Below are 21,822 nucleotides of genomic sequence, written 5' to 3'. Positions count from 1 at the left end.
AGAACACGCATATGGCAGATCAGGTAGCATTTGGGCTGGCAATCAGCAACTCACACCCATCGGGTACAGGAAGTTTTACTTATGAAGGGTCGTTCAAAATAGTAGTTCAAAACCTTGCTTTCGATAAGCAGGTGTCGGCATGGGCGCAAATCGGCGCAGGCTGGACAAACATTTTCGCGAGTTACAGCCATTCGCTGCCCGACAATTGCGAGCTGTGGACTGCACCTGCAAGCAACAGTGAAGGCCAGTTTGTAGCCAAATATACAGTGAATGGCACAACGTACTGGGATAACAACGGCGGGGCGAACTACAAATTTCCACAGGCATTTGATGAATTCGCTGTTCTGGCAGGAAACAGTGACAAGGCAGTTTTGGGGAATGCATCCCTGGCCAGTAGCACACTCAGCGTTAATGTAGGGGTACAAAATCTCGCCTTTACTAAGGTTGTCGGCATTGTGTTTACTACCAACAACTGGGCTACATTTCAAACCGCCTTTGGTCATTACAACTTTACCATGAAAAGCGGGCTTGAAGTGTGGGCTGTAACCGCACCCGTAGGCGCGGCGACCGAGGTACAGTTTGCAATTTTTTACCAGGTGCCAGGAAACGAATATTGGGACAACAATTTCTCGCGCAACTACAAGGTTACTGCCATCAGCTCCCCGGAGTGGGGCGGTGTATCGTAATGTCTCCCACCCAACCTCGCTTTAAAAAACCTAAGTCTCCCTGCCAACCAGCGGGGGAGATTATTCATATATTGTTGCTTCGGATTGAAGGATATATGACAGAAGGATATGATATGGGGAGAACCATCAAAAGCGCTCCCCTCTGGGGGCCTGTAGCTAATCTGCTATATAGGCCAGCTTTACATTTTTATAGGCTGGTTTTTGCAATTGCAGCTTTAGCTTTTTGAAGCTTTCGGCCGGGCCCTGCGTTACAAACATATTGCTTAACCATGCAGGTACGCTACCTCCCGGATCGGCATGCAGGGTGTATACAATTTTTACCTGGTGCTTGTTTACCGGGGTAATTACCCATTTGCCTTTTGAATCGGCAACGCGTACCGTTTTTGGTTTTACGGGCACCATATCGGCTACACAGGGGGCATCAATGGTAATCACCTTGGTTTCGGTATCCTGCGATACTTTAATGTGGGCAATAAAATCGCGGTTTTGTACCGGCCAGGGTACTTCCACAACCGAATAATAATACAGTTCTGAAGGCGATACCTGCTTTACAATATAATTTGATGAGGTGTGGTACAGCCAATCTTCGCTGTTTTTTACATCCATTAATACAGCCACCAGCTGCGAGGGGCTGGCATCAAAATAACACTCTACCTTTATGGCCTTAATATTTGAATTGGCCACTTTGCGTGTAAAGATCTTTATACCATCGTTATTGGTTTTTAATACCCAGCTTTCATCGCCCTGCGCGAACGCTGCATTTACAATCAGTAGAAATAATAAGGTTAATTTTTTTAACATGTTTTTCATTGAGTTTCGATATCAACACAACAAATCTATACACAAAACAGGCTGGTTGTTAATCTGCCCTGTCAACACAAGGTCATTTGCTTATGGGTTAATATAAATGTGAAATTGGCGTGGCAATAGCCCCAACAAAACCCCGAAAGGGAAGGATTTAAAAGTCGCCACTACCGGGCAGATTTAAAGCGGGCTCACCTCAAACACATAACTCCCCGCTTTTACCTGGTAAATGCCGGCAATGGGCTTATTGCCTGCTACAACTTTGCCTGGCGGAAAAGTTATGGTACCAGTTGAGTTGGCCGGAATAGTTACCTTATAGGTTACGCTATTGTCGGTACGCTGCCATGAGGAAACTATCTTACCATACGGACCATCGTGCGTGGCGGTAAATTCATTTAAACCTTCCACAAAATGCGGCGCAAGGATCACGTTTTTAAAGCCCGGATGGTTAATATCCGGGTGAATGCCAGCGATGCCTTTGTACAGCCACGCTCCTATCTCGCCAAACATGATGTGGTTAAGGGAGATATCCGATTTGGCATCAATCTGCCAGTTTTCGTACAGGGTGGTAGCGCCGTTAACCATCCACCAGCCCCATGAAGGGAAGGTTTCCTGCGATGCTATTTTGTAGGCAACATCGGGGTAACCGTTATCGCTCAGCGCACCTAAAATGGCTTTGGCTCCCAGGATGCCTACATCCAAATGAAAATTATCGGTTTCAACGCGCCGGGCCAGGTTGGCGGCTACTTTGCTTTTCAGGTTTGCAGGCACCACATCCCAGAATAAAGGAACGCTGAGTTCTGTTTGTAATCCCTTACCGTACATACCTGTTTGGGTGTTTAAATATTTGGCATTGATGGCATTCTTTATTTTGCCGGCCAGCGCCGAGTATTTTACAAAATCGGCCTGCTTGCCTAATATTTTTGCTGCGCGGGCCAGGATACTGGCATCGGCATAATAATAAACCGATGAGGTAAGCTCTACCGGCGAAACCGATTTTACCGGCACCCAATCTCCCAGGCCCCAGCTGGTGAGGCCGCTTGGGTACAGCTCATCAATATGGTTCACATATTTTTCGATGCTGGAATAGCTATCGGCCAGCAGTTTGCTATCGCCATAAAACATATAAATATTCCATGGAATGATGGCGATGGTGCTTGTCCAGTCGGGACCATTACCCCATTCGTAACCCCAGCCGCCGGTGGGGATGATGGATGGCAGCACACCGTTGGGCTGCTGCTCGTCACGGTGATCGGCCAGCCATTTTTCATAAATGGTGATGGCGTCAAAATTATACAAGCCGGTTTCGCAGGCTATGTGGGCGTCACCGGTCCAGCCGTTCTTTTCGCGCTGGGGGCAGTCGGTTGGGTAACCAAAAAGGTTGCTCAGGTAGCTGTTATTGGTGGCGCTCCAAATCTTGTCAATCGTTGGGTTTGATGATTGCACGCTGCCGGTGGGCTGCACATCGCTGTGCATAAAGTAGCCTTTCAAACTTTCTTTAGTAAGCTGGATAGGCTTGCTGCTGCTCACCTCTACATACTGAAAACCTTTGTAATTAAACTTAGGCATAAAGGTTTCTTCGCCTTTACCGCCAAGGATGAAAACATCTGTCTGGAAAGGGTCTTTATCATCTGTAGGCCTGTAATGGAGGTCGATATTGGATTGATCAACATGGCCGTTTTTATTGAGGCGCTCGGCATGTTTAAGGCGGATGATGGTACCCGAATCACCTTTAACTGTAATCTGGCTCACGCCGGAAATATTGCGGCCGATATCAAAAACCCACAGGTTGTTATCAATTTTAGTAATGGTTTTGGCATGGATCTCCTCTACATTGCGGATAGGCTGCAGGCTTTGTGCCACAATGTTGACAGACGGCGCTGAGCGGTTGATGACCGGTTTCCAGGCGCTATCAATAAAACTGGGGGTATTCCATCCGGGTTGTTCTTTGCGGGCATCGTAATGTTCGGCGGTGTAAATGCTGTTAAACACAACCGGACTCAAGGCCGTTTTCCACTGGGTATTGGATGATACGGTTTCTACCGTGCCATCGGCATAAGTGATGCGCAGGTCCATACAAAAAGTTGGTCTGCCGCGCCAGGGGGCCTGGTGAAAGTACCATACCGCCGTGCTCTGGTGGTTATACCAGCCGTTCCCAAGCAATACGCCAATAGCATTTTTGCCGTTTTGCAGATTGGCGGTAACATCATAAGCTACATAAAGGGTACGCCTGTCAAACCGGGTATACATAGGGTCGAGCCGATGGTTGCCTATTTTTTTCCCGTTGATATACAGCTCATACAAACCTGCCACGGCAATATAAGCCCTTGCCGATTTGATAGTTTTGCTCGTATTAAACGTATGCCTGAAATAAGGTGCAGGGTTTACAGCGATGCCTTTATTATCGCTGATCCAGGAACCTTTCCAGTTACGCATCTCCATCATGCCGGTTTCAAAACTGGCAATAGTGGATGCGCTTAGCTTTTTACCGGCCTGGTCCCATAGTTGCACCCGCCAGTAGTATTTGGTAAACGGCTGTAAAGCCTTCCCATTATAGCTGGTTAAATTTTCCGTGGATGCTACTTTAGTTGTTACCCAGCTATCCCCCTTGCCTGTGCTAACCGCGACAGAATCGGTACCCACAAAAAGCTGGTAAGCAGTTTGCGCTGCACCCTGCTGCGCATCGGCCATGAGCCAGGTTAAACGCGGGTGTTTGGCATCGATCCCAATTGGATTGCTGAGGTATTCGCACCTTAGGCCGGATGCTTTGGCCGGTTCAGCGGCCTTAGCAGTTTGAATTATTAAGAAACCGTTAAATAATAAGGCGATGCAAAGCATGAGCCTACATAAAGGTTGTTTCATATTGGAGCAAGATATATCGGTTTATAAAAGTAGTAAAAGCTTTTAGCAAAATCATGGAAAAACATTATCCTGAAAAGCCTTTAAATACATCTGGGCAATGTAAAATGATATTTTTATTTGGGCATCCTGTACTGTCTTGTGGAGGAAGGCGTGAATTTCATGAATTCAATTCTACAGCAATTCCCTCAATACCGGCCAAATCCTATCTGCCATCACCTTATACCCGGCCGCATTGGGATGCAGCCTATCCGGTAAATTAAGATTCGCTTTCCCGGCTACGCCTTCCAGGTAAAAAGGCACAAATGCCATCCGGTTAACGTCTGCCAGCTTTCTGAAAATTGCTTTAAAATCAACCGCGAATGAGCCGGGAATAAACAATGGGATCTCCATCCCCATTATTACCAGTTTTATACCGGGATATTTGAGTTTTACCTGATCAATAATTATTTGCAGGTTTTTGGCGGTAGTTTGGGGTGGTATCCCCCTGATGACATCATTAATACCCAGCTCCAGCACAAATATGTGCAAAGGGCGGTTTGTCCAATAATCAAGCCGCATAAGACCACCGGCCGAAGTATCGCCGCTGAACCCGCCGTTAATGCAATGGTATGGCAGGCCTTCGGCATCTATTTTTTGTTGTATTAAGGCAGGGAACGATTCGCTTTTAGGATTAGGCAAACCATACCCTGCCGTGAGGCTATCGCCAAAAAAAAGAATATTCTGCATAAAATAATGAGTCCTAAGTCAGAAGCCTATAGTCTTAAGTCAAATCTTTTGTATTCCATTTTCCAACTTAAGACTTTCGACTTAGGGCTTAAGACTTAGCACTTAATACCTGGTATTATCCCTGAAGTTTTGCGCGCGTACAGCTATTTGTTCTAAAGTAAGTTCACCATATTTTTTAGCCCGGTCCATCCATTCAGGAGCTTCGTCGACCAGGTTATCTATGATCGATTTGCCATCTGGTCCTTTTTTGGTAACATAATTTATGCCGTAGGCAACTGCTGCCCCAATGGCAAGTATCTTGATAAAGCCCATATTTTTAATTGTTTAACTATAAGTATATGACAATGATGGTGCCAGTTTGTTACGCCTCACCATGTATAAGATACAAAGCCTTGTAAAAAGTTTAATGTTTTAACTATTTTTACTGCAACTATGTTTTTTATCCTCTCAAAAGCACTGGCATTTTTACTTCTACCCTTGCTGTACATTTTTGTTTTATTGGTTGTAGCCCTGTTTTCAAAAAAGCCCAAAGTTAAGCGTAACTGCCTGTTATGGGGAGTTGTGTTACTTTGGATCTTCTCGGCCCCGTTATTTTTAAACTTACTTGCCAAAGCCTGGGACATAGCTCCCGTAAAGCTGGATGCGGGCAAAACCTATAGTGCTGTTATTATATTGGGCGGCTTTTCTGGCGAAAACAATAAGCATGAAGGTGTATTTAACTGGGCTGCCGACAGGTTTATACAGGGCGTTTTGCTGCAACGAACCGGAAAGGTAAAAAAGATTGTGATATCGGGAGGGAACGGGCACCTTTTTGCCAATGGCTTTAAGGAGGCCGATTGGGTAAAAAAGCGGCTAAGTGATTTACAAATCCCAGATAGTTGTATATTGATAGAGAACCAATCGCGCAACACGCTTGAAAACGCCTCGTTAACAAAAACATTGTTACTTAAAAACAACCAGAAAGGGCCTTATATATTGGTAACATCGGCCTTTCACATGCGCCGGTCGTTGCAAATATTTAAAAGCAAGGGCCTTAACGTAATTGCTTACCCATGTAATTACATCGCCGGAACCGGCACATTATCCTTTTGGGACCTGCTGCCTGATGCAAATACGCTAAACAACTGGAGTTTATATATCAAAGAGGTTATTGGCGTTACTGTTAACTATGTAACCGGGAAAACTTAATACCGGTACATTTTTAATATTAACCCCTATCTGCATAATTACCAGCCGGCGAATTTTAAACCTAAACAGAGAGCCGGATATTAACGGCTTATATTTTAATAAATATCCTGATCAACAGATTATTTTTTACTTTGGCGACCTAAGAATTAAAGAAATATTAATAAAACCGGGTTTTTATGGGTATATTATTAGTTGAGGATGAACCCAATATGGTATCGGTTATTAAACGGGGCCTAACGGAATATGGGTTTGAAGTAAGTGTTGCAGCTAACGGCATCACAGGCTTACAAATGGCGCTCGATAATGATTTCGACCTGGTTATCCTGGATGTTATGCTACCCGCAATGGACGGTATACAAGTATGTAAACGGATAAGGGAGCAAAAGAAATCTGTCCCCATTATTATGCTTACAGCGCTTGATTCAACCGAAAACATTGTAGGCGGCCTTGATAGCGGCGCCGACGATTATATGGTGAAGCCTTTTAAAATTGCCGAGCTTGCCGCACGCCTGCGCACATTACTGCGCCGTAGCGGTGGCGAGATACAAACAGGCAATGTTTTCACTATAAATAACCTGCAGGTTGATACCGAATCAAAAATTGCCCGCCGCGACAAAGAAGTATTAAAACTTACCGCTACAGAATACCGACTGCTGGAGTATTTTATAAAAAATCAAAAAAAGGTATTATCGCGCATCCAGATCCTGGAAAACGTTTGGGATATTGATTTTAATATGGGAACCAACGTGGTTGATGTTTATGTAAACTACCTGCGTAAAAAGTTAGAAAAAAACGGGGAAGCTAAACTAATTCATACCGTTTTTGGTATGGGGTATATCATGAAAGAGGGCGATACCGATGAAAATACAAAGTAAGATCACCCTGCTTTTCCTGCTGTTATCGGGCGGTACATTGATACTGCTCAGTGGTTCCATTTTTTACCTCGTTTACAAATTTAGCTTTGATGATTTTTATAAACGACTGCAAGCCCGCGTAAATATTACTGCCGAAGTAAACCTTTTCCCGGGTGCCCGGAGCAAGGCCTACCAGGAAGTACGCAATAAATACCTTGAAAAGCTGGATTCGGAGAAGGAATACTTTTTAAGTGCCGACAGCAACAAGGTAAGGATACCGGCAGGCAGTAATATCCATAATAAATTTGTTCAAAGCATATTAAGTAGTGGTTCGGCTAAGTTTAGGGATAATAATACTTTTTACGCGGGCTCGGTATTTACAAAAGGCAGCTCAAAATATGTTGTAATTGTTTCGGCATCAAACCCGGCAGGTTTCCAGGAGCTGAAAGACCTGCAGAAGATCCTGATCTATGGCTTCCTGATAGCTATGGTATTGGTTTACTTTACAGGGAAGATCTTTTCTTTTTATACCTTTCAGCCGGTAAGGCGCATCATTAATAACGTAAAAAACATTACTGCAAACAACCTGCATTTCCGGCTGGATGAATTAAACGGCAAAGACGAAATTGCTGAGCTATCCTTCACTTTTAACGATATGCTTAACCGTCTTGAAACCGCCTTTGAAACACAAAATAATTTTGTCAGCAACGCATCGCATGAGTTAAGAACCCCACTCACCATCATCTCATCCGAGGTTGAGCTGGCTTTAAATAAGCAGGACCTAAATCCGCAGCAGCGCGAAATTTTAAACACCGTATACACCGAATCAGAAAAACTTGGCCAGATCCTGAATAGCCTGCTCACCCTGGCACAATCCGGCTTTGATGGTAAACGGCAAAACTGGGAAAGCATAAGGATGGATGAACTTTTGCTCACCGCCTCCGAATCGGCTAAAAGGATCAACCCCGATAGTAATATATTCATCAATCTTGAAAATTTGCCCGATGATGAAAACCTGCTTTATGTTAAAGGCAATAATAACCTGCTTAGGCTGGCTATTAACAATATCATCAGCAATGCCTGTAAATATTCCGATAACCGCATGGTAACGGTTGGCCTGCTTACAGAAAACAATAAGCTTATCGTTTCCATTACCGACCAGGGCATAGGCATTCCAAAAACCGAGCTTCAGCATATTTTTGAGCCCTTCTTCAGGGCATCAAACGCGCATGATTATGAAGGCCATGGCGTTGGTTTACCTTTAACTTTAAACATTATCCGCCTGCATAAAGGCAGCCTGGGCATCAGGTCGGAGGTTGGAGTTGGCACGGAGATTAAGGTATTTCTACCTGTTGGGTGAGGCTCACCCAACCCGCTCCAAGGAGAGAGCTTTTAATTTGCATATTCTTTTTTAGGGGTAAAACAGATAGTTTTTTTATCCCCCCTCCTTTGAAGAGGATTGGGGCAGGCTAATTCTAATCAAATTCTAATAACTTTCTTAAGTCATCCTAATTATTGGCCGCTACTCTTGTATCAAACAAAACAATACAGGTTTCACCAATAATTAACATGACCATGAAAACGTTATTAATCCCTACCGATTTTACGCAACAATCAATTCAAAGTATCCCGGCATTGGTTCATCAATATTATCCTCAAAAGGTAAATATTGTACTGGTGCACATGCTTAAAATTACCGACTCGTTAAGCGAACTGCTTATGCTGTCGCGCCGCAGTGTTGAGTACAGGCATATCCCCGATAATTTTTATAAAAGGTGCACCGAGCTGGAAACCACGCACAGCCACGTCATTAACCATATTGCCATAACTTTTTTTTACGGCAGCACTATAGCCGTATTTAATAATTTTTTAGATGCTAACGAAGTGGATGCAATAGTAAAGCCTCATGATAATTACCAACTGCTTTTTAAAAACAGCATCGCCCCCCAAATATTGATATCAAAATGCGGCATTGAGGTAATTGCGCTGCCAAAGGTTTCCGGCATACCTGCAGACGTTATGATAGAAGAGCCGGAGTTAACAGAACATCAATAATAACATTTTAAAATTTGCACCTATGCTACTAAAAGAAAACATCCCGGTAAGCTATGTATTTGGCAAAATAAAAAAAGAACTGATCCTGGTTGCTGTATACTCGGCGACAATATATTTTATCCATCAGTATTATAATTTCAAAGCGGTTTCCATCCCCTTAACGGTATCAACCATATTGGGTACCATTATCTCGCTGTTGCTTGCCTTCCGCTCAAACCAGGCTTACGACCGCTGGTGGGAGGCCCGTATATTATGGGGCAAAATAGTTAATGATTGCCGCACGTTTACCCGGCAGGTATTAACTTTTGTTGACAGCAGCTACGATGGCGAACAAAAACGTGCTTTAAAGGAACGCATCATCAGGCGGCAAATTGCCTGGTGCTACAGCCTAAGCTGCCATTTGCGCGGGCAAAATGCCAAAGAAAACCTTGAAGGTTATTTAAGTGATGATGATGTAAAAAACATCAAAAAGCTGGACCATATTCCCCTTGCTATAAACGAGCTGCAAGGCCACGACCTGCGCACTTTATACAAGCTTGGCTGGATAAACGAATATCAGCAGGTAGCAATGGATACCTCATTAACCAACTTTATGAACTCGATGGGAGGCTGCGAACGTATCAAGAATACGGTTTTCCCATCTACCTACAGCGTGTATATTCATTGGTTGGTATTGTTTTTTGTACTGCTGTTACCATTTAGCCTCATCGAGTTTTTTGGTATATTCCAGGTGCCATTGGTGATAGCTATTTCATCAGCCTTTTTCCTGATAGAGAAGATGGCTATCCACCTGCAGGACCCGTTTGAGAACATGCCTACCGATACGCCAACAACTGCTATCAGCCGTACTATTGAAAACAATCTTAAACAAATGATGAAGGATGAACTGCCAGAGGATATTAACGCGATGATAAGTAACCAACCCCAAAGGCAGGCGGTGTTTTATATTTTATAAAAGAAAAGCAAGAAGCAGTCCCCCCTATAAACGGCAAAGGTCTCAGGAACAACTAAAATAACAGGGCATACTTTCTGATCTTCAGGTTGTTTTAAAGCCCTCCCTTCCGGGGCTACTGTGTGTACACATCTTTTTAATAAAAGAAAATGTCATTTCGATGGAGCAAGGGGAGGAATGAGCGGCGCGCGAAAGAGAAATCTTGTGCGATATGCTAAGCTGACACGCATAGTTCGCTTGAAAGTCGTACAAGATTTCTCACCCTTGCCCTCCATGGGCCTTCCCTTCAAGGAAATGACAATCTTATTTTAAGAAACCTGAGGGTAAAGATGTGTACACACGGTAGCTTCCGGGGAGGGTTGGGCGGGGCTTATTGCTTCGCGCCGTATAATGGCAATTAGCAGAAAACTCAAGCTTCAATGCCAAAATCCCCTGCTTTAAAAGCATTGCTCCTTACTCCAAAAATCCTTTGCCTTAATAAAATTCTTTTCCCTACTTTGGTAACCGGGAAATTATTACAAATCCTGGTTTATTAAAATGACTTATTGCCTCGGAATTAAGGTTAAAGAAGGTTTACTCGCTATTGCCGATACCCGGATAACTTCGGGAACGGATACTACTGTAAAAAAGAAGATCACTATTGAACAAAAGGATCATTTTTCGCTTTTTATCATGACGAGCGGCCTACGCTCGGCAAGGGATAAAGCCATTGTATATTTTAACGAACTGCTGGAAACCAAAGAGTTTAATAAAATGTACAAAGCTGTAAACGCCTTTGGCGAACAGGTAAAACGTGTGATCTCTGAGGATAAAGCATCATTGGAAGCAGCAGGTTTTAGGTTCGATCTTAATACCATTATAGGCGGCCAGCTAAAGGATGATGACGAGCACAAGCTTTTTTTACTGTACCCCGAAGGCAACTGGGTTGAGTTGGGTCAGGGAGCACCTTATGTGGTAATAGGTAACTCGGGCCATGGCAAAGCGATATTAAACCGCATACTTACCGAAGATAGCAGCCTGAAACTGGCGCTAAAAACAGGTTTTCTTTCGTTCGATTCAACCAGGGTCAGTTCAAATAATGTTGATTTCCCTATTGATGTGGCCCTTTACAAGAAGGATAGCTTTGAGATCATTCAGCAACGTTACGAAAAGAAAGACTTGGAATACATATCTGCCCAATGGGCCGAAGAACTAAAACTGGCCCTGGAGCATATCTCTGAAGACTGGATGGATGCCACATTTAACAAATTAGAGGAAATTAAAACAGGGAGCTGAACAAATGAAATTCGATGTGTTTACCCAAATGGAATATGTAGTACGGTCGCCGGGCACATTGATATTAAACATACACGCTTTACGCACCCTTAATCAAACCGTATTAAACGAAGAGTTTACGATTGAGCCTTATGTTAAGATAGAGGAAATAATATCGGCCCAGGGCGAAAACCGGCTGATGCGTTTTGAGGTTAATGAACCTGGCAACATTAAAGTTACCTACAAAGCTTTGGTTGATAATTGCTATGAGCTAACCGACCACTCGCAGCAACAGGAAACATTTGTAGCACAATTGGATTCATCGGTACTGCCATACCTAAACCCCAGCCGCTATTGCCAGTCGGATAAATTGTACCGCCTATCACACAACCTGTTTGGTCACATCACCAATCCGTTTGAAAAGGTGGTTACCCTTACCGATTGGATCCACAATAATGTGCAGTATTTAAGCGGGTACAGTAACTCGCAAACATCGGCCTTTGATACTGTTACCGAGCAGATTGGCGTTTGCCGCGATTTTGCTCATCTGGGCATTGCCCTTTGCCGTGCTTTAACCATTCCCGCCCGCTATTTTACAGGCTATGCCTATCACTTATATCCTGCCGACTTTCATGCCTGTTTTGAGGCCTACCTGGGCGGAAAATGGATCCTTTTTGATGCCACCAAACTGGTGCCGCTAAACGGGCTCATAAAAATTGCTACCGGCCGCGATGCCGCCGATACCGCGATAGCCAATATTTTTGGCGATGTAACCTTTACAACCATGCAGGTAAGCTGCGAACTGGCCCCGGATGAATATAATTTTGAGCCGGTATATTATATCCATGGCGGTTATAACGGGCTATCGTATTTGTAGTTGGGCCGGTCTCCTAATATTTGTATTTTAGGACATTTGTCTTTATATTTGAAGACAGAAGGCGCTCATCATGCAAAAAGCAAAAACACTGGACTTAAACAAACTGGATTACGGCAGTTCCGAAAGCTGTAAGGCATTCATGTTTTTTATACCTAAAAAGCTATCTGCCGGTTGGGATTGCTCAAATCAATTTGATATTATAAGCGCTATACGTAATGGCTTACCCCGTGAGGCCGTAAATCAGGTACTGGAAAAAACCTGTGTTTCGCGTAATCAGCTTTCCCAAATTCTGCATATCAGTACCAGGCAATTAAATCGTTATGAAAGTAATGAGCGCCTTTCTGCAGAGCAATCCGGTTTCCTGTATGAATTCAGCAGGATCTATGTTCGTGGCCTGGACATTTTTGGCGACCATGATACATTTGAAAGATGGTTGCAGCGCGAACAGATGGCCTTTGGCGGTGCAATCCCGCTTGATCTGCTTGATACTGCCGAAGGATTCCGTATGGTTAATGATGCTCTTTCACAAATTGAGTACGGTTTTTATTCATGATTCTATATCGCATTGCGCGTAAACGCTACGTACATGATTTAACCGGCCAGGGTGGTTTGTTGTCGGCAGCCCGATGGCACGATCATTTACCCGTTATATACGCCTCTGTAAATTCATCAACCTGTATCCTCGAGAAATTGGTTCACATGCATCCGGATGAGATTCACCATGACCTGGAAATAGCTTCTTTATTTATCCCGGATAATTTGGAAAGCGAGTTATTGCTTGCCGAACAATTACCCACAGACTGGAAACGATATCCTGCCCCAGAAGTATTAAAAAGAATAGGGAATGCATGGCTTTTAGCAAAAACTACACCTTTATTATTTATACCAAGCGTTATTGATCCGCTTGCACAAAATGTGCTGATAAACCCTCTCCATCCTGATGCTGTAAATATCAGCATAGAAAAAACCGAACCTTTTACTTTTGACGAACGACTAAGCGGGAAATGGCCCCGCAAAAGTTAGTATATTCAAATATTTATCTTTAAACCTGTATCACCCAAAACAATTTCCCTTCTTCGGTGCTTTTGGATAATAGTTTTTTGCCTCCTATAGCCAGCATATGAGATTAGCTAATCTTTACTTGTTCCAAAATTCTTCATCGGTACTTTATATACTTGTATTTATATTTTCCTGTGCTTCTACCCCGCTGTTTGCCCAAAACAACATTTTTGACCAAAAACCCGAGGTAAAAATTCGCTACAAGAGAGATGCAAGGGATACTACAGTAAAAAGAAGATTTGGCCGTGCCGCGTTTGAATTAGGCATTGCCGAAATTACACCATGGATTTTTGACCGCTATGTTGCCAATAAGGACTATGCCCGCATCAATTGGAAAAGCGTAGGCCACAACCTTAACCCCGGCAGCTGGGAATATGATAACGACCCTTTTCAAACCAACCAGTTTGGCCATCCCTACCATGGCAGCTTGTTTTACAGTGCTTTCCGTAGTAATGGCTTTAGTTTCTGGCAATCTGTACCTGCAACCATGGCGGGTAGTTACCTGTGGGAAACCTTTGCCGAAAACCAGGCACCCGCGCCAAATGATTTTATAAATACCAGTTTTGGTGGTATTGTACTGGGCGAAATGACCTACCGTTTATCCAACCGGATTATCAATAACCGGCAGCGAGGGGTTAAAAGGCAGATAAGTGAAGTAGCAGGTTTAATTGTGAACCCAATGAACGGCCTTAACCGCCTGTTGGATGGCCGGTGGGGCAAGGTTTATGGCAATACTACCGAGCGGGATTCATCCAAAGTAGGTGCTGAGTTTGATTTTGGAGGACGGATATTTAATTCGCAATCGGTAAGCCCCTTTGAGCACGGTCGTTTTGGTTGGTTTGGCAGGGCAGCGTTACTGTATGGCGTGCCCAATGAAGGCTTCAGGAAACCCTTCAGCAACATTTCCATAACTGCCGAATTTGGCAAGGATGATAGCAGCTCGGTTAATGTGATTAGTGTTTATGGCTCACTTACCGGATGGGATATTTCTTTAATTGACCAGGATAAAATGGAAAACCTGGTGATATTATCTGCAAACTATGATTACATCCGCAACCAGGCATTTTTTTACGGGGCGCAAAGTGTAAAATTCAACTTATTCTCCGAACTTAAACTAACACATGGCATAAAGATCAACGGCAGCCTGGGCGCCGGTCCCATCCTTTTAGCCGCCGTACCCGACCCATACATATACAATAGCCGTAACTATGATTACGGACCAGGCTTCTCCATAAACGGGGGCGGAACAATTAAGTTGTTAGATAAATTTTCGTACAGTGCAAATTACCGGGGCGGCTGGATGGTAACCGTAAACGGCAATAAATCACATTATTTTTTGCATACCTTTAGTAACGAGGTAAGCTATATGTTTATTAAAGGCTTATCCATAGCTGCCGAATCCGGTTATTTCAGGTTAGAGGGGAATTATCACGATTATCCTGATGTGAATAAAAAATACCCCTATCTGAGGATTTCTACAAGGTATACAATAGGGAATTTGTAAAAGAGCTGAAAGTGCTCTCTCTGTGCGTCATTGCGAGTGGTCAAATCCGTGGACTCTGAAGGGGGAATGACGTTACTAAAAGGGCTGTCAGTCTGAGCCTGTCGAAGCATAGCGGGCAAAGGCCCTCCGCACGAGTCTTCGACAGGCTCAGACTGACAGGCCTTTACACCTTGAAAGTCTAATACGTCATGGGTAGGGACGAAGCAATCCCTAACGATACAGGGCAGACTTGCAAGTTCGACCTTAAAATTGGGAATTGCTTCGTACCTCGCAATGACGGAGATTAATGAAAGCTTTTTAAGAAAATGTGTAGTGAAAACTTTGATGTCGCGGGCAGATTCGAACTGCCGTTTAGGGTTTTGCAGACCCCCACCTATCCTCTCGGTCACGCGACTTAAAAAAAACTATAAAATCACTTATTAGATTGGCAGGGGGCGAAGATGGTATATTATCTTTCTCCGTTGAATGGAGCAGGAATTAGCACCTTTTACATTATGCGGATGTATAGGTTGCTAAGACGTCTTTGGGCCTTTCCCTCAGTCTTTCTTGATAAGTTAAATAAAGAACGATTGTCTGTGACGACGATACAAACATAAAACATTATTTATATAAATCCTATAGGAATAGTAGAATATTTTATAAATAAATGCCATTCCACTCAAAATCAATACAATAAATTAAAAATAAACAAAATACTCTTGCTAAATTTCAACTCGTGGGGGTATTTTATTTAATTATTCATTTCCCCGCGGCCTGATGGATTATTCCACTATCCAAATACGCCAATCCTCCTCAACCTTTTGCAAAAAAAGCTGAATAACTGTTGCCCGGTATATCTGTATTTTCGATACCTTGATATACAACTATACTTTTGCAGATACATAAGGATAGTTGTATAAACCATAAGCGTTAATATTGCCTTAACCAATTAAGCACACAAAATGAAGGTAGCTTTATTTATACCCTGTTATGTTGATCAGTTTTACCCTAAAGCGGCAATTGCCACTTTGGAGTTGCTGGAGAAACTGGGTTGCGAAGTTCATTATCCAAAAAACCAAACCTGCTGTGGGCAGCCTATGGCCAACTCGGGCTATGAGCACCTTACCGGCGGCTGCAATAATTTGTTCATCGATAATTTTTCGGGATACGATTATATCGTATGCCCATCGGGCAGTTGCACCCTGCATATTAAGGAGCACCTGCACTCCCATGAAAACGAAGATATGGCGGCCGACATCCGTAAACGCGTTTTTGAGCTGACCGAGTTTTTGGTTGATATATTAAGGGTAGAGAGCCTGGAAGCCAGTTTCCCGTATAAAGTGGGTATGCACCAAAGCTGCCACGGCCTGCGCGGTTTGCGCATCTCGCAAATGACCGAGTTGGTTGCCCCCCCCTTTAGTAAACCCGCGCAATTGCTCAACATGGTAAAAGGCCTGGAGCTTGTGCCCCTAAACCGGGCCGACGATTGCTGTGGCTTTGGCGGTACCTTTTGCGTGGTTGAAGAAGCTGTATCATCAAAAATGGGGAAAGATAGGGTTGACGATCATATTGAGCATGGCGCGCAGTACATCACCTCGGCCGATTTAAGCTGTCTGATGCATATGGAAGGCATTTTGCGCCGCCAAAACAGCGATGTTAAAGTAATTCATGTTGCCGAAATTTTAAACCACAGCATCTAATGAGCAGCACCGCAACAAAAGATCATCCTCAATTAGCCGCCATATTTAACCGCGATGAACCCCGTGTTGACTGGCACGACGAAACCCTGTGGTGGGTACGGGCAAAAAGGGACATAGCCGCACATAAATTGCCCGAATGGGAATTGCTGCGCGAAACCGCCTCGCAGATCAAAAACAATGTACTATCAAACTTAAGTACCTACCTGGAGCAGTTTGAAGCTAATGCCATCAAAAACGATGTAGTTGTACACTGGGCGGCTAATGCCGAAGAACACAACCAAATCATTCATAAGTTGCTAAGCGACAGGGGCATCAACCGCATGGTTAAGAGCAAATCCATGCTCACCGAAGAATGCCACCTGAACGAATACCTTTTACAACAGGGCATTGATGTGATAGACTCGGACCTGGGCGAGCGCATTGTTCAGCTGGCTGGTGAACCGCCAAGCCACATTGTACTACCCTGTATCCACAAAAAGAAAGAAGAAATAGGCGATATATTTCACGAACATTTAGGCTCGGCCAAAGGCGAATCGGATCCTAAAATCCTGACCGAAACGGCCCGCCAGCATTTGCGCGAAGTGTTTTTAACCCGCCGTGCAGCCCTTACCGGCGTAAATTTCGCCATTGCCGAAACCGGCGAGATTGTGATTTGCACCAATGAGGGCAATGCCGATATGGGTGCCCACCTCGCCGAAATCCATATCGCTTCTATGGGGATGGAGAAGATCATCCCCGAAAGGAAACATTTGGGTGTGTTTTTACGCCTGCTCACCCGCAGCGCTACCGGGCAGCCTATTACTACCTACTCCAGCCATTTTAGTAAACCGCAGGATGGTAAGGAGATTCATATTGTGATAGTAGATAACGGGCGCAGCATTCAGTTGGGCAGGGAGGATTTTCGTAATTCGTTAAAGTGTATCCGTTGTGGTGCCTGTATGAACACCTGCCCGGTTTATCGCAAAAGCGGCGGCCATAGTTACCATACCGCTGTTGCCGGCCCGATAGGCAGCATCCTGGCCCCCAACCTCGACATGGAAAAATATGCAGACCTGCCCTTTGCCTCCACCCTATGCGGATCGTGCAGTAACGTGTGCCCGGTTAAAATTGATATTCACGACCAGCTGTACAAGTGGCGGCAGGTGATTGTAAAAGCGGGCTACACCCCAAAAGCTAAAACCATAGCTATGAAGGGTATGGCTTTCACGCTGGCCTCCCCTGCCTTATACCGCGCAGCCGGCAAAATGGGCAGGTGGACATTTAAACACGCACCATTCACAGTTAATAACAGTGCAAACCCATGGTATAAACACCGCGAAATGCCCCAAGCGCCCGAGCAATCATTTGGTGAATGGTACGCCAAAAGAAAGGATCAAAAGAAATGAGCAGGGAAAAAATATTAGCGGCCGTAAAAGCCAACCAGTTTACTCATGCCGAACTGCCCGACCTTGAAATACTAAATTCGTTAACAACCACCGATGATGATTTAGTTGAGCGATACACCGCCGTAGGGAGCGCCGGAGGCAGCTTTGTTTATGAAGTAGCCAATTTTGAGGCCATCAAAGCTATTCTGCAAAAAGAGTTCAAACCCGGCGTGAAGATCATATCGGGCATCCGCGAACTGGACAGCTATACTTTTGTGGATGATGTTAAACACGAACTATCCCACAGCTTTGCCGATGTGGAGCTTTGCATCCTGGCATCAAACCTCGGTGTTGCCGAAAATGGCGCACTCTGGTTAACCGAAGCACAAATGACGGTAAGGGTATTACCGTTCATTGCGCAGCACCTGGCCATAGTGATCAGCAAAACCAATCTTGTACCCACTATGGCCCAGGCTTATGCAACAATTGGCAATGCCGGTTACGGTTACGGAGCGTTCATCGCCGGTCCGTCTAAAACTGCCGATATCGAGCAATCCCTGGTCATCGGCGCGCATGGACCACGGAGTTTGTCGGTATTTATACTTCCATAGCCCCTTTATTATCTGGTTATATATTTTTGATTGAGCCTGCCGTTTGATTGACGGCAGGCTTTTTTGTGCCGATTTCCAAAACCGGCACGTCACTACTGTTTTTTTCAGAATTTTCCGATGAATGCATGTAAAAAAGGTTGATATCACAATCATGACACAAAAATGAACATCACCTATTGCAAAAATATACCGATTGGTATATTTTTGTATTGTTGAATTTAACCACTCAACATAAACTAAAAATGAAAACTTCAAAAAACACCGTACTCATTACCGGCGGTAGTGCAGGTATAGGTTTCGAAATAGCCAAACAACTATCAGCCAAAAACAATCATGTAATTATTATAGGTCGCAATGAAGCTCGCCTGCAAAAGGCAGCCAACCAGTTAACAAATGTAACTGCTATTAATGCTGATATCTCTAACGCCGAAGACGTAGAAAAACTGGTTACCAGGCTAACTGCTGAGTTCCCTGAATTGAATATAGTGATTAACAATGCCGGTGCAGCCAACCTGAATAACCTGCTTACCGATACCAATACTTTTGAAAAGGCAGGCGAAGAAATGCTGACCAATTACTTATCTGTCATCCGCCTTAACGAAAAATTATTGCCATCGCTCAAAAAACAAAGCGAAGCCGCCATAGTGAACGTGTCATCGGTGGTTGCCTTTGCGCCAAGTACCAGCCTGGCTACTTACGGCGCTACCAAAGCCGCTTTGCATGCATACACCCGCGCATTACGATTAGTATTGGCCGATACCAGCGTTAAGGTTTTTGAGCTGATGCCACCATTGGTTGATACCGAATTTTCTGCAGAAATAGGAGGAAAAAACGGAATCCCTCCATCACAGGTTGCTGATGAGCTTTTAGCAGGCCTGGAAACTAACACCTACGAAATCAGGGTGGCCAATACCGAGGATTTTTACAGGCTGTACCTGTCAAACCCCGACGAGGCCTTAAGGGTGATCAATCTGCCAAGATAATCCAAATAAAAAATTTGTTATAAAATATACCGTTCGGTATATTTTATAACAATAAACCGTAACCTCCGATGAAAAAAAGCATCCTCATCATAACCGTTATCGCCGCCGCGATTATGGAATTGATTGATACCTCTATAGTAAACGTAGCGCTATCGCACATGAGCGGTAACCTTGGCTCAACCCTGGAAGATACTTCCTGGGTAATTACAGCATACGCTATTGCCAATATTATTGTAATACCTATGACCAGTTTTTTAACCACCAAACTGGGTCGCCGTAACTACTATATAGGCTCCATCATCGCTTTCACCTTTTTTTCGGCCATGTGTGGCCTGGCATCCAACATCTGGACGCTGGTGCTGTTCCGCTTTTTGCAGGGGATCGGCGGCGGGGCCTTGCTGTCGGTATCGCAGGCTATAGTGTTCGAGGTTTATGGCAAAGCCCGTACGGGGGTGGCCAGTGCGCTGTTTGGTGTAGGTGTGTTTTTAGGCCCTACTATTGGGCCAACTCTTGGTGGTTTTATTACAGAAAATTACTCATGGCCATGGATCTTTTACATCAATATCCCTATTGGCATAGCTGTAGCCATATCAAGTATATTGCTTGTTACCGAACCTGAAATAAAGGTTGAACCCAAAGCGGTAGATTGGTGGGGTATCGTGCTGCTGGTTGTTGGCATAGGTTCGCTGCAAACGGTATTGGAGCGCGGCGAAACCGACGATTGGTTTGCGGCCAACTATATTATCGCTTTATCGGTCATCGCCGTATTTAGTATCCTTATATTCATCTGGTGGGAGCTCACGGTACCCAACCCGGTTATCGATTTAAGGGTATTAAAAAGCAAATCGCTGGCAGTTGCAGCTATCCTTACCGCAGTTACCGGGGTAGGTATGTTTACCTCCGTTTTTTTAACACCCGTACTGGCGCAGCGTGTGCTGCTGTTCCCGCCTACTATTACCGGGCTTACTTTATTACCCGGCGCTATACTGGCTATTTTTGGATTATTATTTTCGGCCACACTGCTAAAAAAAGGTGTATCGCCATTAATAATCATTACCACGGGATTTATCATGTTTATGATCTTCAGCTATAAAATGGCCGGGCTCAATCTTGAAGCTACGCCAGGCAATCTTGCCGCAATCCTGATCTTCAGAGCTATGGGGCTTGCATTTTTAACCGTTCCGTTAACGGCGTTAGCGGTTTCGGGGCTCGATGCCAAGGATGTTCCACAGGGATCGGCATTAAATAATATGATGAGGCAATTGGGAGGCTCGTTCGGGATAGCAATGATCAACACCTATGTGGCAAAAAGATTTGGATCGCACAGAAATGATCTTATCTCGGATATCAGCGTTTACAACCCGCAGGCCACCGCCCGTATTCATAACCTAACACAATATTTTTCGGGGAGGGGATCATCCGGTTTTGATGCGCACAATAAGGCCATGACTGTTGTTAACAACGGTATCGACAGGCAATCGTTCCTGTTAAGTTATATGGATGCGTACATATTTGTGGGCTTACTGTTCTTACTAGCTATGCCGCTGCTATTCCTGGTGATTAACCGTAAAAAACAGGTTGGGCCGGTGGTGCTGGTTAGTGATCATTAACGCAAACGCTGTTAAAAACGGAGAGATCGCGTGATTCTCCCATCTATCCCAAAAACTATAACATTCAAATACCAGTTGGTATATTTGCACTATGGAAAAGGAATTATCAAAGGCAGAAAGAACCCGCCAGTTTATTATAGAGACCACTGCCCCTATCTTTAATAAAAAAGGATATGCAGGCACTTCCATGTCTGACCTTACCGGGGCTACCGGCCTTACAAAGGGCAGTATTTATGGTAACTTTACCAATAAAGAGGAAGTTGCAGCAGCAGCTTTTGACTATAATTCGGGCAAAATAAGAAAACAGGTACAGGAGCGGATTCAAAAAGCCGGTACCTACTATGAAAAACTGCTTGTTTATGCGCAGGTTTATCACAGCTTTACCAGGGCAAGCTTCCCTGCCGGCGGCTGCCCCATTTTAAATACCGCTGTTGATGCCGATGATACAAACCCTTTGTTGAAAAACAAAGCCGCCAACGCTGTTCTGCGTTGGAAAAAATCAATTGAAAACCTGGTTCAGGCCGGTATTGAAGCCGGGGAGTTTAAAGGTGATGCAGACGTAAGCGGCACCGCCCTATCCATGATAGCCCTGATTGAGGGCGGGATAATGATAGCCAAGGTAACCAACACCCCCGCCAGCCTTGATGAGGTTTTAAAAACCGTAAATGCAATGGTAACCGGACTTAAACTTCTATAGCTGTAACTCAAAAATTACAAGAAAAATTAAAGGAAAAGAAACAAATGGCACAGGCAA

21 protein-coding genes, 1 tRNA gene and 1 riboswitch are annotated in these 21,822 nt (G+C 44.3%); of the genes, 17 read left to right on the top strand and 5 right to left on the bottom strand.

What is annotated here, in order from left to right; all coding sequences use genetic code 11:
* Nucleotides 1-11: 11 nt before the first annotated feature.
* On the top strand, nucleotides 12-686 hold the full coding sequence (locus AC1DO4_RS01960; protein ID WP_477412460.1) for a hypothetical protein: 675 nt from the start codon (nucleotides 12-14) through the stop codon (nucleotides 684-686).
* Nucleotides 687-842: 156 nt separating this feature from the next.
* On the opposite strand, the gene AC1DO4_RS01955 is transcribed toward AC1DO4_RS01960, so the two are convergent.
* From AC1DO4_RS01955 to AC1DO4_RS01940, 4 genes are all read right to left on the bottom strand, one after another.
* Nucleotides 843-1,487 (bottom strand): START domain-containing protein, encoded by a 645-nt coding sequence (locus AC1DO4_RS01955; protein WP_477412459.1) that lies wholly within the window; start codon nucleotides 1,485-1,487, stop codon nucleotides 843-845.
* 183 nt (nucleotides 1,488-1,670) lie between these two features.
* Entirely contained in the window at nucleotides 1,671-4,352 is a 2,682-nt protein-coding gene (locus AC1DO4_RS01950) for an alpha-L-rhamnosidase (protein ID WP_477412458.1), read from the bottom strand.
* A 171-nt stretch (nucleotides 4,353-4,523) separates the two neighbouring features.
* A complete protein-coding gene (locus tag AC1DO4_RS01945) occupies nucleotides 4,524-5,078 on the bottom strand; it encodes an arylesterase (RefSeq protein ID WP_477412456.1) in 555 nt (184 codons plus the stop codon).
* 102 nt (nucleotides 5,079-5,180) lie between these two features.
* On the bottom strand, nucleotides 5,181-5,390 hold the full coding sequence (locus AC1DO4_RS01940) for a YtxH domain-containing protein (protein ID WP_477412454.1): 210 nt from the start codon (nucleotides 5,388-5,390) through the stop codon (nucleotides 5,181-5,183).
* Between the two features lie 120 nt (nucleotides 5,391-5,510).
* Here AC1DO4_RS01940 and AC1DO4_RS01935 point away from each other — a divergent pair, with 120 nt between their 5' ends.
* The 10 genes from AC1DO4_RS01935 (at nucleotide 5,511) to AC1DO4_RS01890 (ending at nucleotide 14,821) form a co-directional block, all read left to right on the top strand.
* Nucleotides 5,511-6,266 carry a YdcF family protein gene (locus AC1DO4_RS01935; RefSeq protein ID WP_477412452.1) on the top strand — a complete coding sequence of 252 codons (756 nt, stop codon included), beginning with the start codon at nucleotides 5,511-5,513 and terminating at the stop codon, nucleotides 6,264-6,266.
* 176 nt (nucleotides 6,267-6,442) lie between these two features.
* Nucleotides 6,443-7,141 (top strand): response regulator transcription factor, encoded by a 699-nt coding sequence (locus AC1DO4_RS01930; protein WP_477412450.1) that lies wholly within the window; start codon nucleotides 6,443-6,445, stop codon nucleotides 7,139-7,141.
* Nucleotides 7,125-8,480 carry a HAMP domain-containing sensor histidine kinase gene (locus AC1DO4_RS01925; protein ID WP_477412448.1) on the top strand — a complete coding sequence of 452 codons (1,356 nt, stop codon included), beginning with the start codon at nucleotides 7,125-7,127 and terminating at the stop codon, nucleotides 8,478-8,480. Before AC1DO4_RS01930 ends, AC1DO4_RS01925 begins: the two co-directional genes overlap by 17 nt.
* Before the next feature lie 215 nt (nucleotides 8,481-8,695).
* Nucleotides 8,696-9,175 carry a hypothetical protein gene (locus tag AC1DO4_RS01920; protein ID WP_477401419.1) on the top strand — a complete coding sequence of 160 codons (480 nt, stop codon included), beginning with the start codon at nucleotides 8,696-8,698 and terminating at the stop codon, nucleotides 9,173-9,175.
* 22 nt (nucleotides 9,176-9,197) lie between these two features.
* On the top strand, nucleotides 9,198-10,130 hold the full coding sequence (locus AC1DO4_RS01915; protein WP_477401418.1) for a bestrophin family protein: 933 nt from the start codon (nucleotides 9,198-9,200) through the stop codon (nucleotides 10,128-10,130).
* 534 nt (nucleotides 10,131-10,664) lie between these two features.
* Entirely contained in the window at nucleotides 10,665-11,402 is a 738-nt protein-coding gene (locus AC1DO4_RS01910; RefSeq protein ID WP_477401416.1) for a proteasome-type protease, read from the top strand.
* A 4-nt stretch (nucleotides 11,403-11,406) separates the two neighbouring features.
* Nucleotides 11,407-12,258 (top strand): transglutaminase-like domain-containing protein, encoded by an 852-nt coding sequence (locus AC1DO4_RS01905; RefSeq protein ID WP_477412446.1) that lies wholly within the window; start codon nucleotides 11,407-11,409, stop codon nucleotides 12,256-12,258.
* Between the two features lie 70 nt (nucleotides 12,259-12,328).
* Nucleotides 12,329-12,811, top strand: a complete 483-nt coding sequence (gene parS / locus AC1DO4_RS01900) for a type II RES/Xre toxin-antitoxin system antitoxin (protein ID WP_477412444.1) — start codon at nucleotides 12,329-12,331, stop codon at nucleotides 12,809-12,811.
* Nucleotides 12,808-13,281 (top strand): RES family NAD+ phosphorylase, encoded by a 474-nt coding sequence (locus tag AC1DO4_RS01895; RefSeq protein WP_477412442.1) that lies wholly within the window; start codon nucleotides 12,808-12,810, stop codon nucleotides 13,279-13,281. Before parS ends, AC1DO4_RS01895 begins: the two co-directional genes overlap by 4 nt.
* A 97-nt stretch (nucleotides 13,282-13,378) precedes the next feature.
* Nucleotides 13,379-14,821: a DUF3943 domain-containing protein gene (locus AC1DO4_RS01890; protein WP_477412440.1), complete on the top strand. Its 1,443-nt coding sequence runs from the start codon at nucleotides 13,379-13,381 to the stop codon at nucleotides 14,819-14,821.
* Between the two features lie 324 nt (nucleotides 14,822-15,145).
* Here AC1DO4_RS01890 and AC1DO4_RS01885 read toward each other — a convergent pair.
* Nucleotides 15,146-15,216: transfer RNA gene (locus AC1DO4_RS01885), tRNA-Cys, on the bottom strand.
* A 50-nt stretch (nucleotides 15,217-15,266) separates the two neighbouring features.
* Nucleotides 15,267-15,377: riboswitch (SAM riboswitch) on the bottom strand.
* A gap of 385 nt (nucleotides 15,378-15,762) precedes the next feature.
* Here AC1DO4_RS01885 and AC1DO4_RS01880 point away from each other — a divergent pair.
* The 6 genes from AC1DO4_RS01880 (at nucleotide 15,763) to AC1DO4_RS01855 (ending at nucleotide 21,765) form a co-directional block, all read left to right on the top strand.
* Nucleotides 15,763-16,500, top strand: coding sequence for a (Fe-S)-binding protein (locus tag AC1DO4_RS01880; RefSeq protein WP_477412438.1), 738 nt, complete (start codon nucleotides 15,763-15,765; stop codon nucleotides 16,498-16,500).
* Nucleotides 16,500-17,885, top strand: a complete 1,386-nt coding sequence (locus AC1DO4_RS01875; RefSeq protein WP_477412436.1) for a lactate utilization protein B — start codon at nucleotides 16,500-16,502, stop codon at nucleotides 17,883-17,885. The genes AC1DO4_RS01880 and AC1DO4_RS01875 overlap by 1 nt, the downstream gene beginning before the upstream one ends.
* Entirely contained in the window at nucleotides 17,882-18,475 is a 594-nt protein-coding gene (locus AC1DO4_RS01870; protein ID WP_477412434.1) for a LutC/YkgG family protein, read from the top strand. Before AC1DO4_RS01875 ends, AC1DO4_RS01870 begins: the two co-directional genes overlap by 4 nt.
* A 242-nt stretch (nucleotides 18,476-18,717) precedes the next feature.
* Nucleotides 18,718-19,458 (top strand): SDR family oxidoreductase, encoded by a 741-nt coding sequence (locus tag AC1DO4_RS01865; RefSeq protein WP_477412432.1) that lies wholly within the window; start codon nucleotides 18,718-18,720, stop codon nucleotides 19,456-19,458.
* Between the two features lie 68 nt (nucleotides 19,459-19,526).
* On the top strand, nucleotides 19,527-21,068 hold the full coding sequence (locus AC1DO4_RS01860) for a DHA2 family efflux MFS transporter permease subunit (RefSeq protein WP_477412430.1): 1,542 nt from the start codon (nucleotides 19,527-19,529) through the stop codon (nucleotides 21,066-21,068).
* A gap of 91 nt (nucleotides 21,069-21,159) precedes the next feature.
* Nucleotides 21,160-21,765, top strand: a complete 606-nt coding sequence (locus AC1DO4_RS01855; RefSeq protein WP_477412428.1) for a TetR/AcrR family transcriptional regulator — start codon at nucleotides 21,160-21,162, stop codon at nucleotides 21,763-21,765.
* The last annotated feature ends 57 nt before the right edge of the window (nucleotides 21,766-21,822 follow it).

It is taken from the genome of Mucilaginibacter sp. P5_A6 (assembly GCF_056400585.1).
This window is presented reverse-complemented; position numbering and strand designations above follow the sequence as displayed.

Bases quoted from the DNA above. Each gene is read 5' to 3' on its own strand.
- AC1DO4_RS01960 (WP_477412460.1), top strand. From the start codon at position 12: ATGGCAGATCAGGTAGCATTTGGGCTGGCAATCAGCAACTCACACCCA.
- AC1DO4_RS01955 (WP_477412459.1), bottom strand. From the start codon at position 1,487: ATGTTAAAAAAATTAACCTTATTATTTCTACTGATTGTAAATGCAGCG.
- AC1DO4_RS01950 (WP_477412458.1), bottom strand. From the start codon at position 4,352: ATGAAACAACCTTTATGTAGGCTCATGCTTTGCATCGCCTTATTATTT.
- AC1DO4_RS01945 (WP_477412456.1), bottom strand. From the start codon at position 5,078: ATGCAGAATATTCTTTTTTTTGGCGATAGCCTCACGGCAGGGTATGGT.
- AC1DO4_RS01940 (WP_477412454.1), bottom strand. From the start codon at position 5,390: ATGGGCTTTATCAAGATACTTGCCATTGGGGCAGCAGTTGCCTACGGC.
- AC1DO4_RS01935 (WP_477412452.1), top strand. From the start codon at position 5,511: ATGTTTTTTATCCTCTCAAAAGCACTGGCATTTTTACTTCTACCCTTG.
- AC1DO4_RS01930 (WP_477412450.1), top strand. From the start codon at position 6,443: ATGGGTATATTATTAGTTGAGGATGAACCCAATATGGTATCGGTTATT.
- AC1DO4_RS01925 (WP_477412448.1), top strand. From the start codon at position 7,125: ATGAAAATACAAAGTAAGATCACCCTGCTTTTCCTGCTGTTATCGGGC.
- AC1DO4_RS01920 (WP_477401419.1), top strand. From the start codon at position 8,696: ATGAAAACGTTATTAATCCCTACCGATTTTACGCAACAATCAATTCAA.
- AC1DO4_RS01915 (WP_477401418.1), top strand. From the start codon at position 9,198: ATGCTACTAAAAGAAAACATCCCGGTAAGCTATGTATTTGGCAAAATA.
- AC1DO4_RS01910 (WP_477401416.1), top strand. From the start codon at position 10,665: ATGACTTATTGCCTCGGAATTAAGGTTAAAGAAGGTTTACTCGCTATT.
- AC1DO4_RS01905 (WP_477412446.1), top strand. From the start codon at position 11,407: ATGAAATTCGATGTGTTTACCCAAATGGAATATGTAGTACGGTCGCCG.
- parS (WP_477412444.1), top strand. From the start codon at position 12,329: ATGCAAAAAGCAAAAACACTGGACTTAAACAAACTGGATTACGGCAGT.
- AC1DO4_RS01895 (WP_477412442.1), top strand. From the start codon at position 12,808: ATGATTCTATATCGCATTGCGCGTAAACGCTACGTACATGATTTAACC.
- AC1DO4_RS01890 (WP_477412440.1), top strand. From the start codon at position 13,379: ATGAGATTAGCTAATCTTTACTTGTTCCAAAATTCTTCATCGGTACTT.
- AC1DO4_RS01880 (WP_477412438.1), top strand. From the start codon at position 15,763: ATGAAGGTAGCTTTATTTATACCCTGTTATGTTGATCAGTTTTACCCT.
- AC1DO4_RS01875 (WP_477412436.1), top strand. From the start codon at position 16,500: ATGAGCAGCACCGCAACAAAAGATCATCCTCAATTAGCCGCCATATTT.
- AC1DO4_RS01870 (WP_477412434.1), top strand. From the start codon at position 17,882: ATGAGCAGGGAAAAAATATTAGCGGCCGTAAAAGCCAACCAGTTTACT.
- AC1DO4_RS01865 (WP_477412432.1), top strand. From the start codon at position 18,718: ATGAAAACTTCAAAAAACACCGTACTCATTACCGGCGGTAGTGCAGGT.
- AC1DO4_RS01860 (WP_477412430.1), top strand. From the start codon at position 19,527: ATGAAAAAAAGCATCCTCATCATAACCGTTATCGCCGCCGCGATTATG.
- AC1DO4_RS01855 (WP_477412428.1), top strand. From the start codon at position 21,160: ATGGAAAAGGAATTATCAAAGGCAGAAAGAACCCGCCAGTTTATTATA.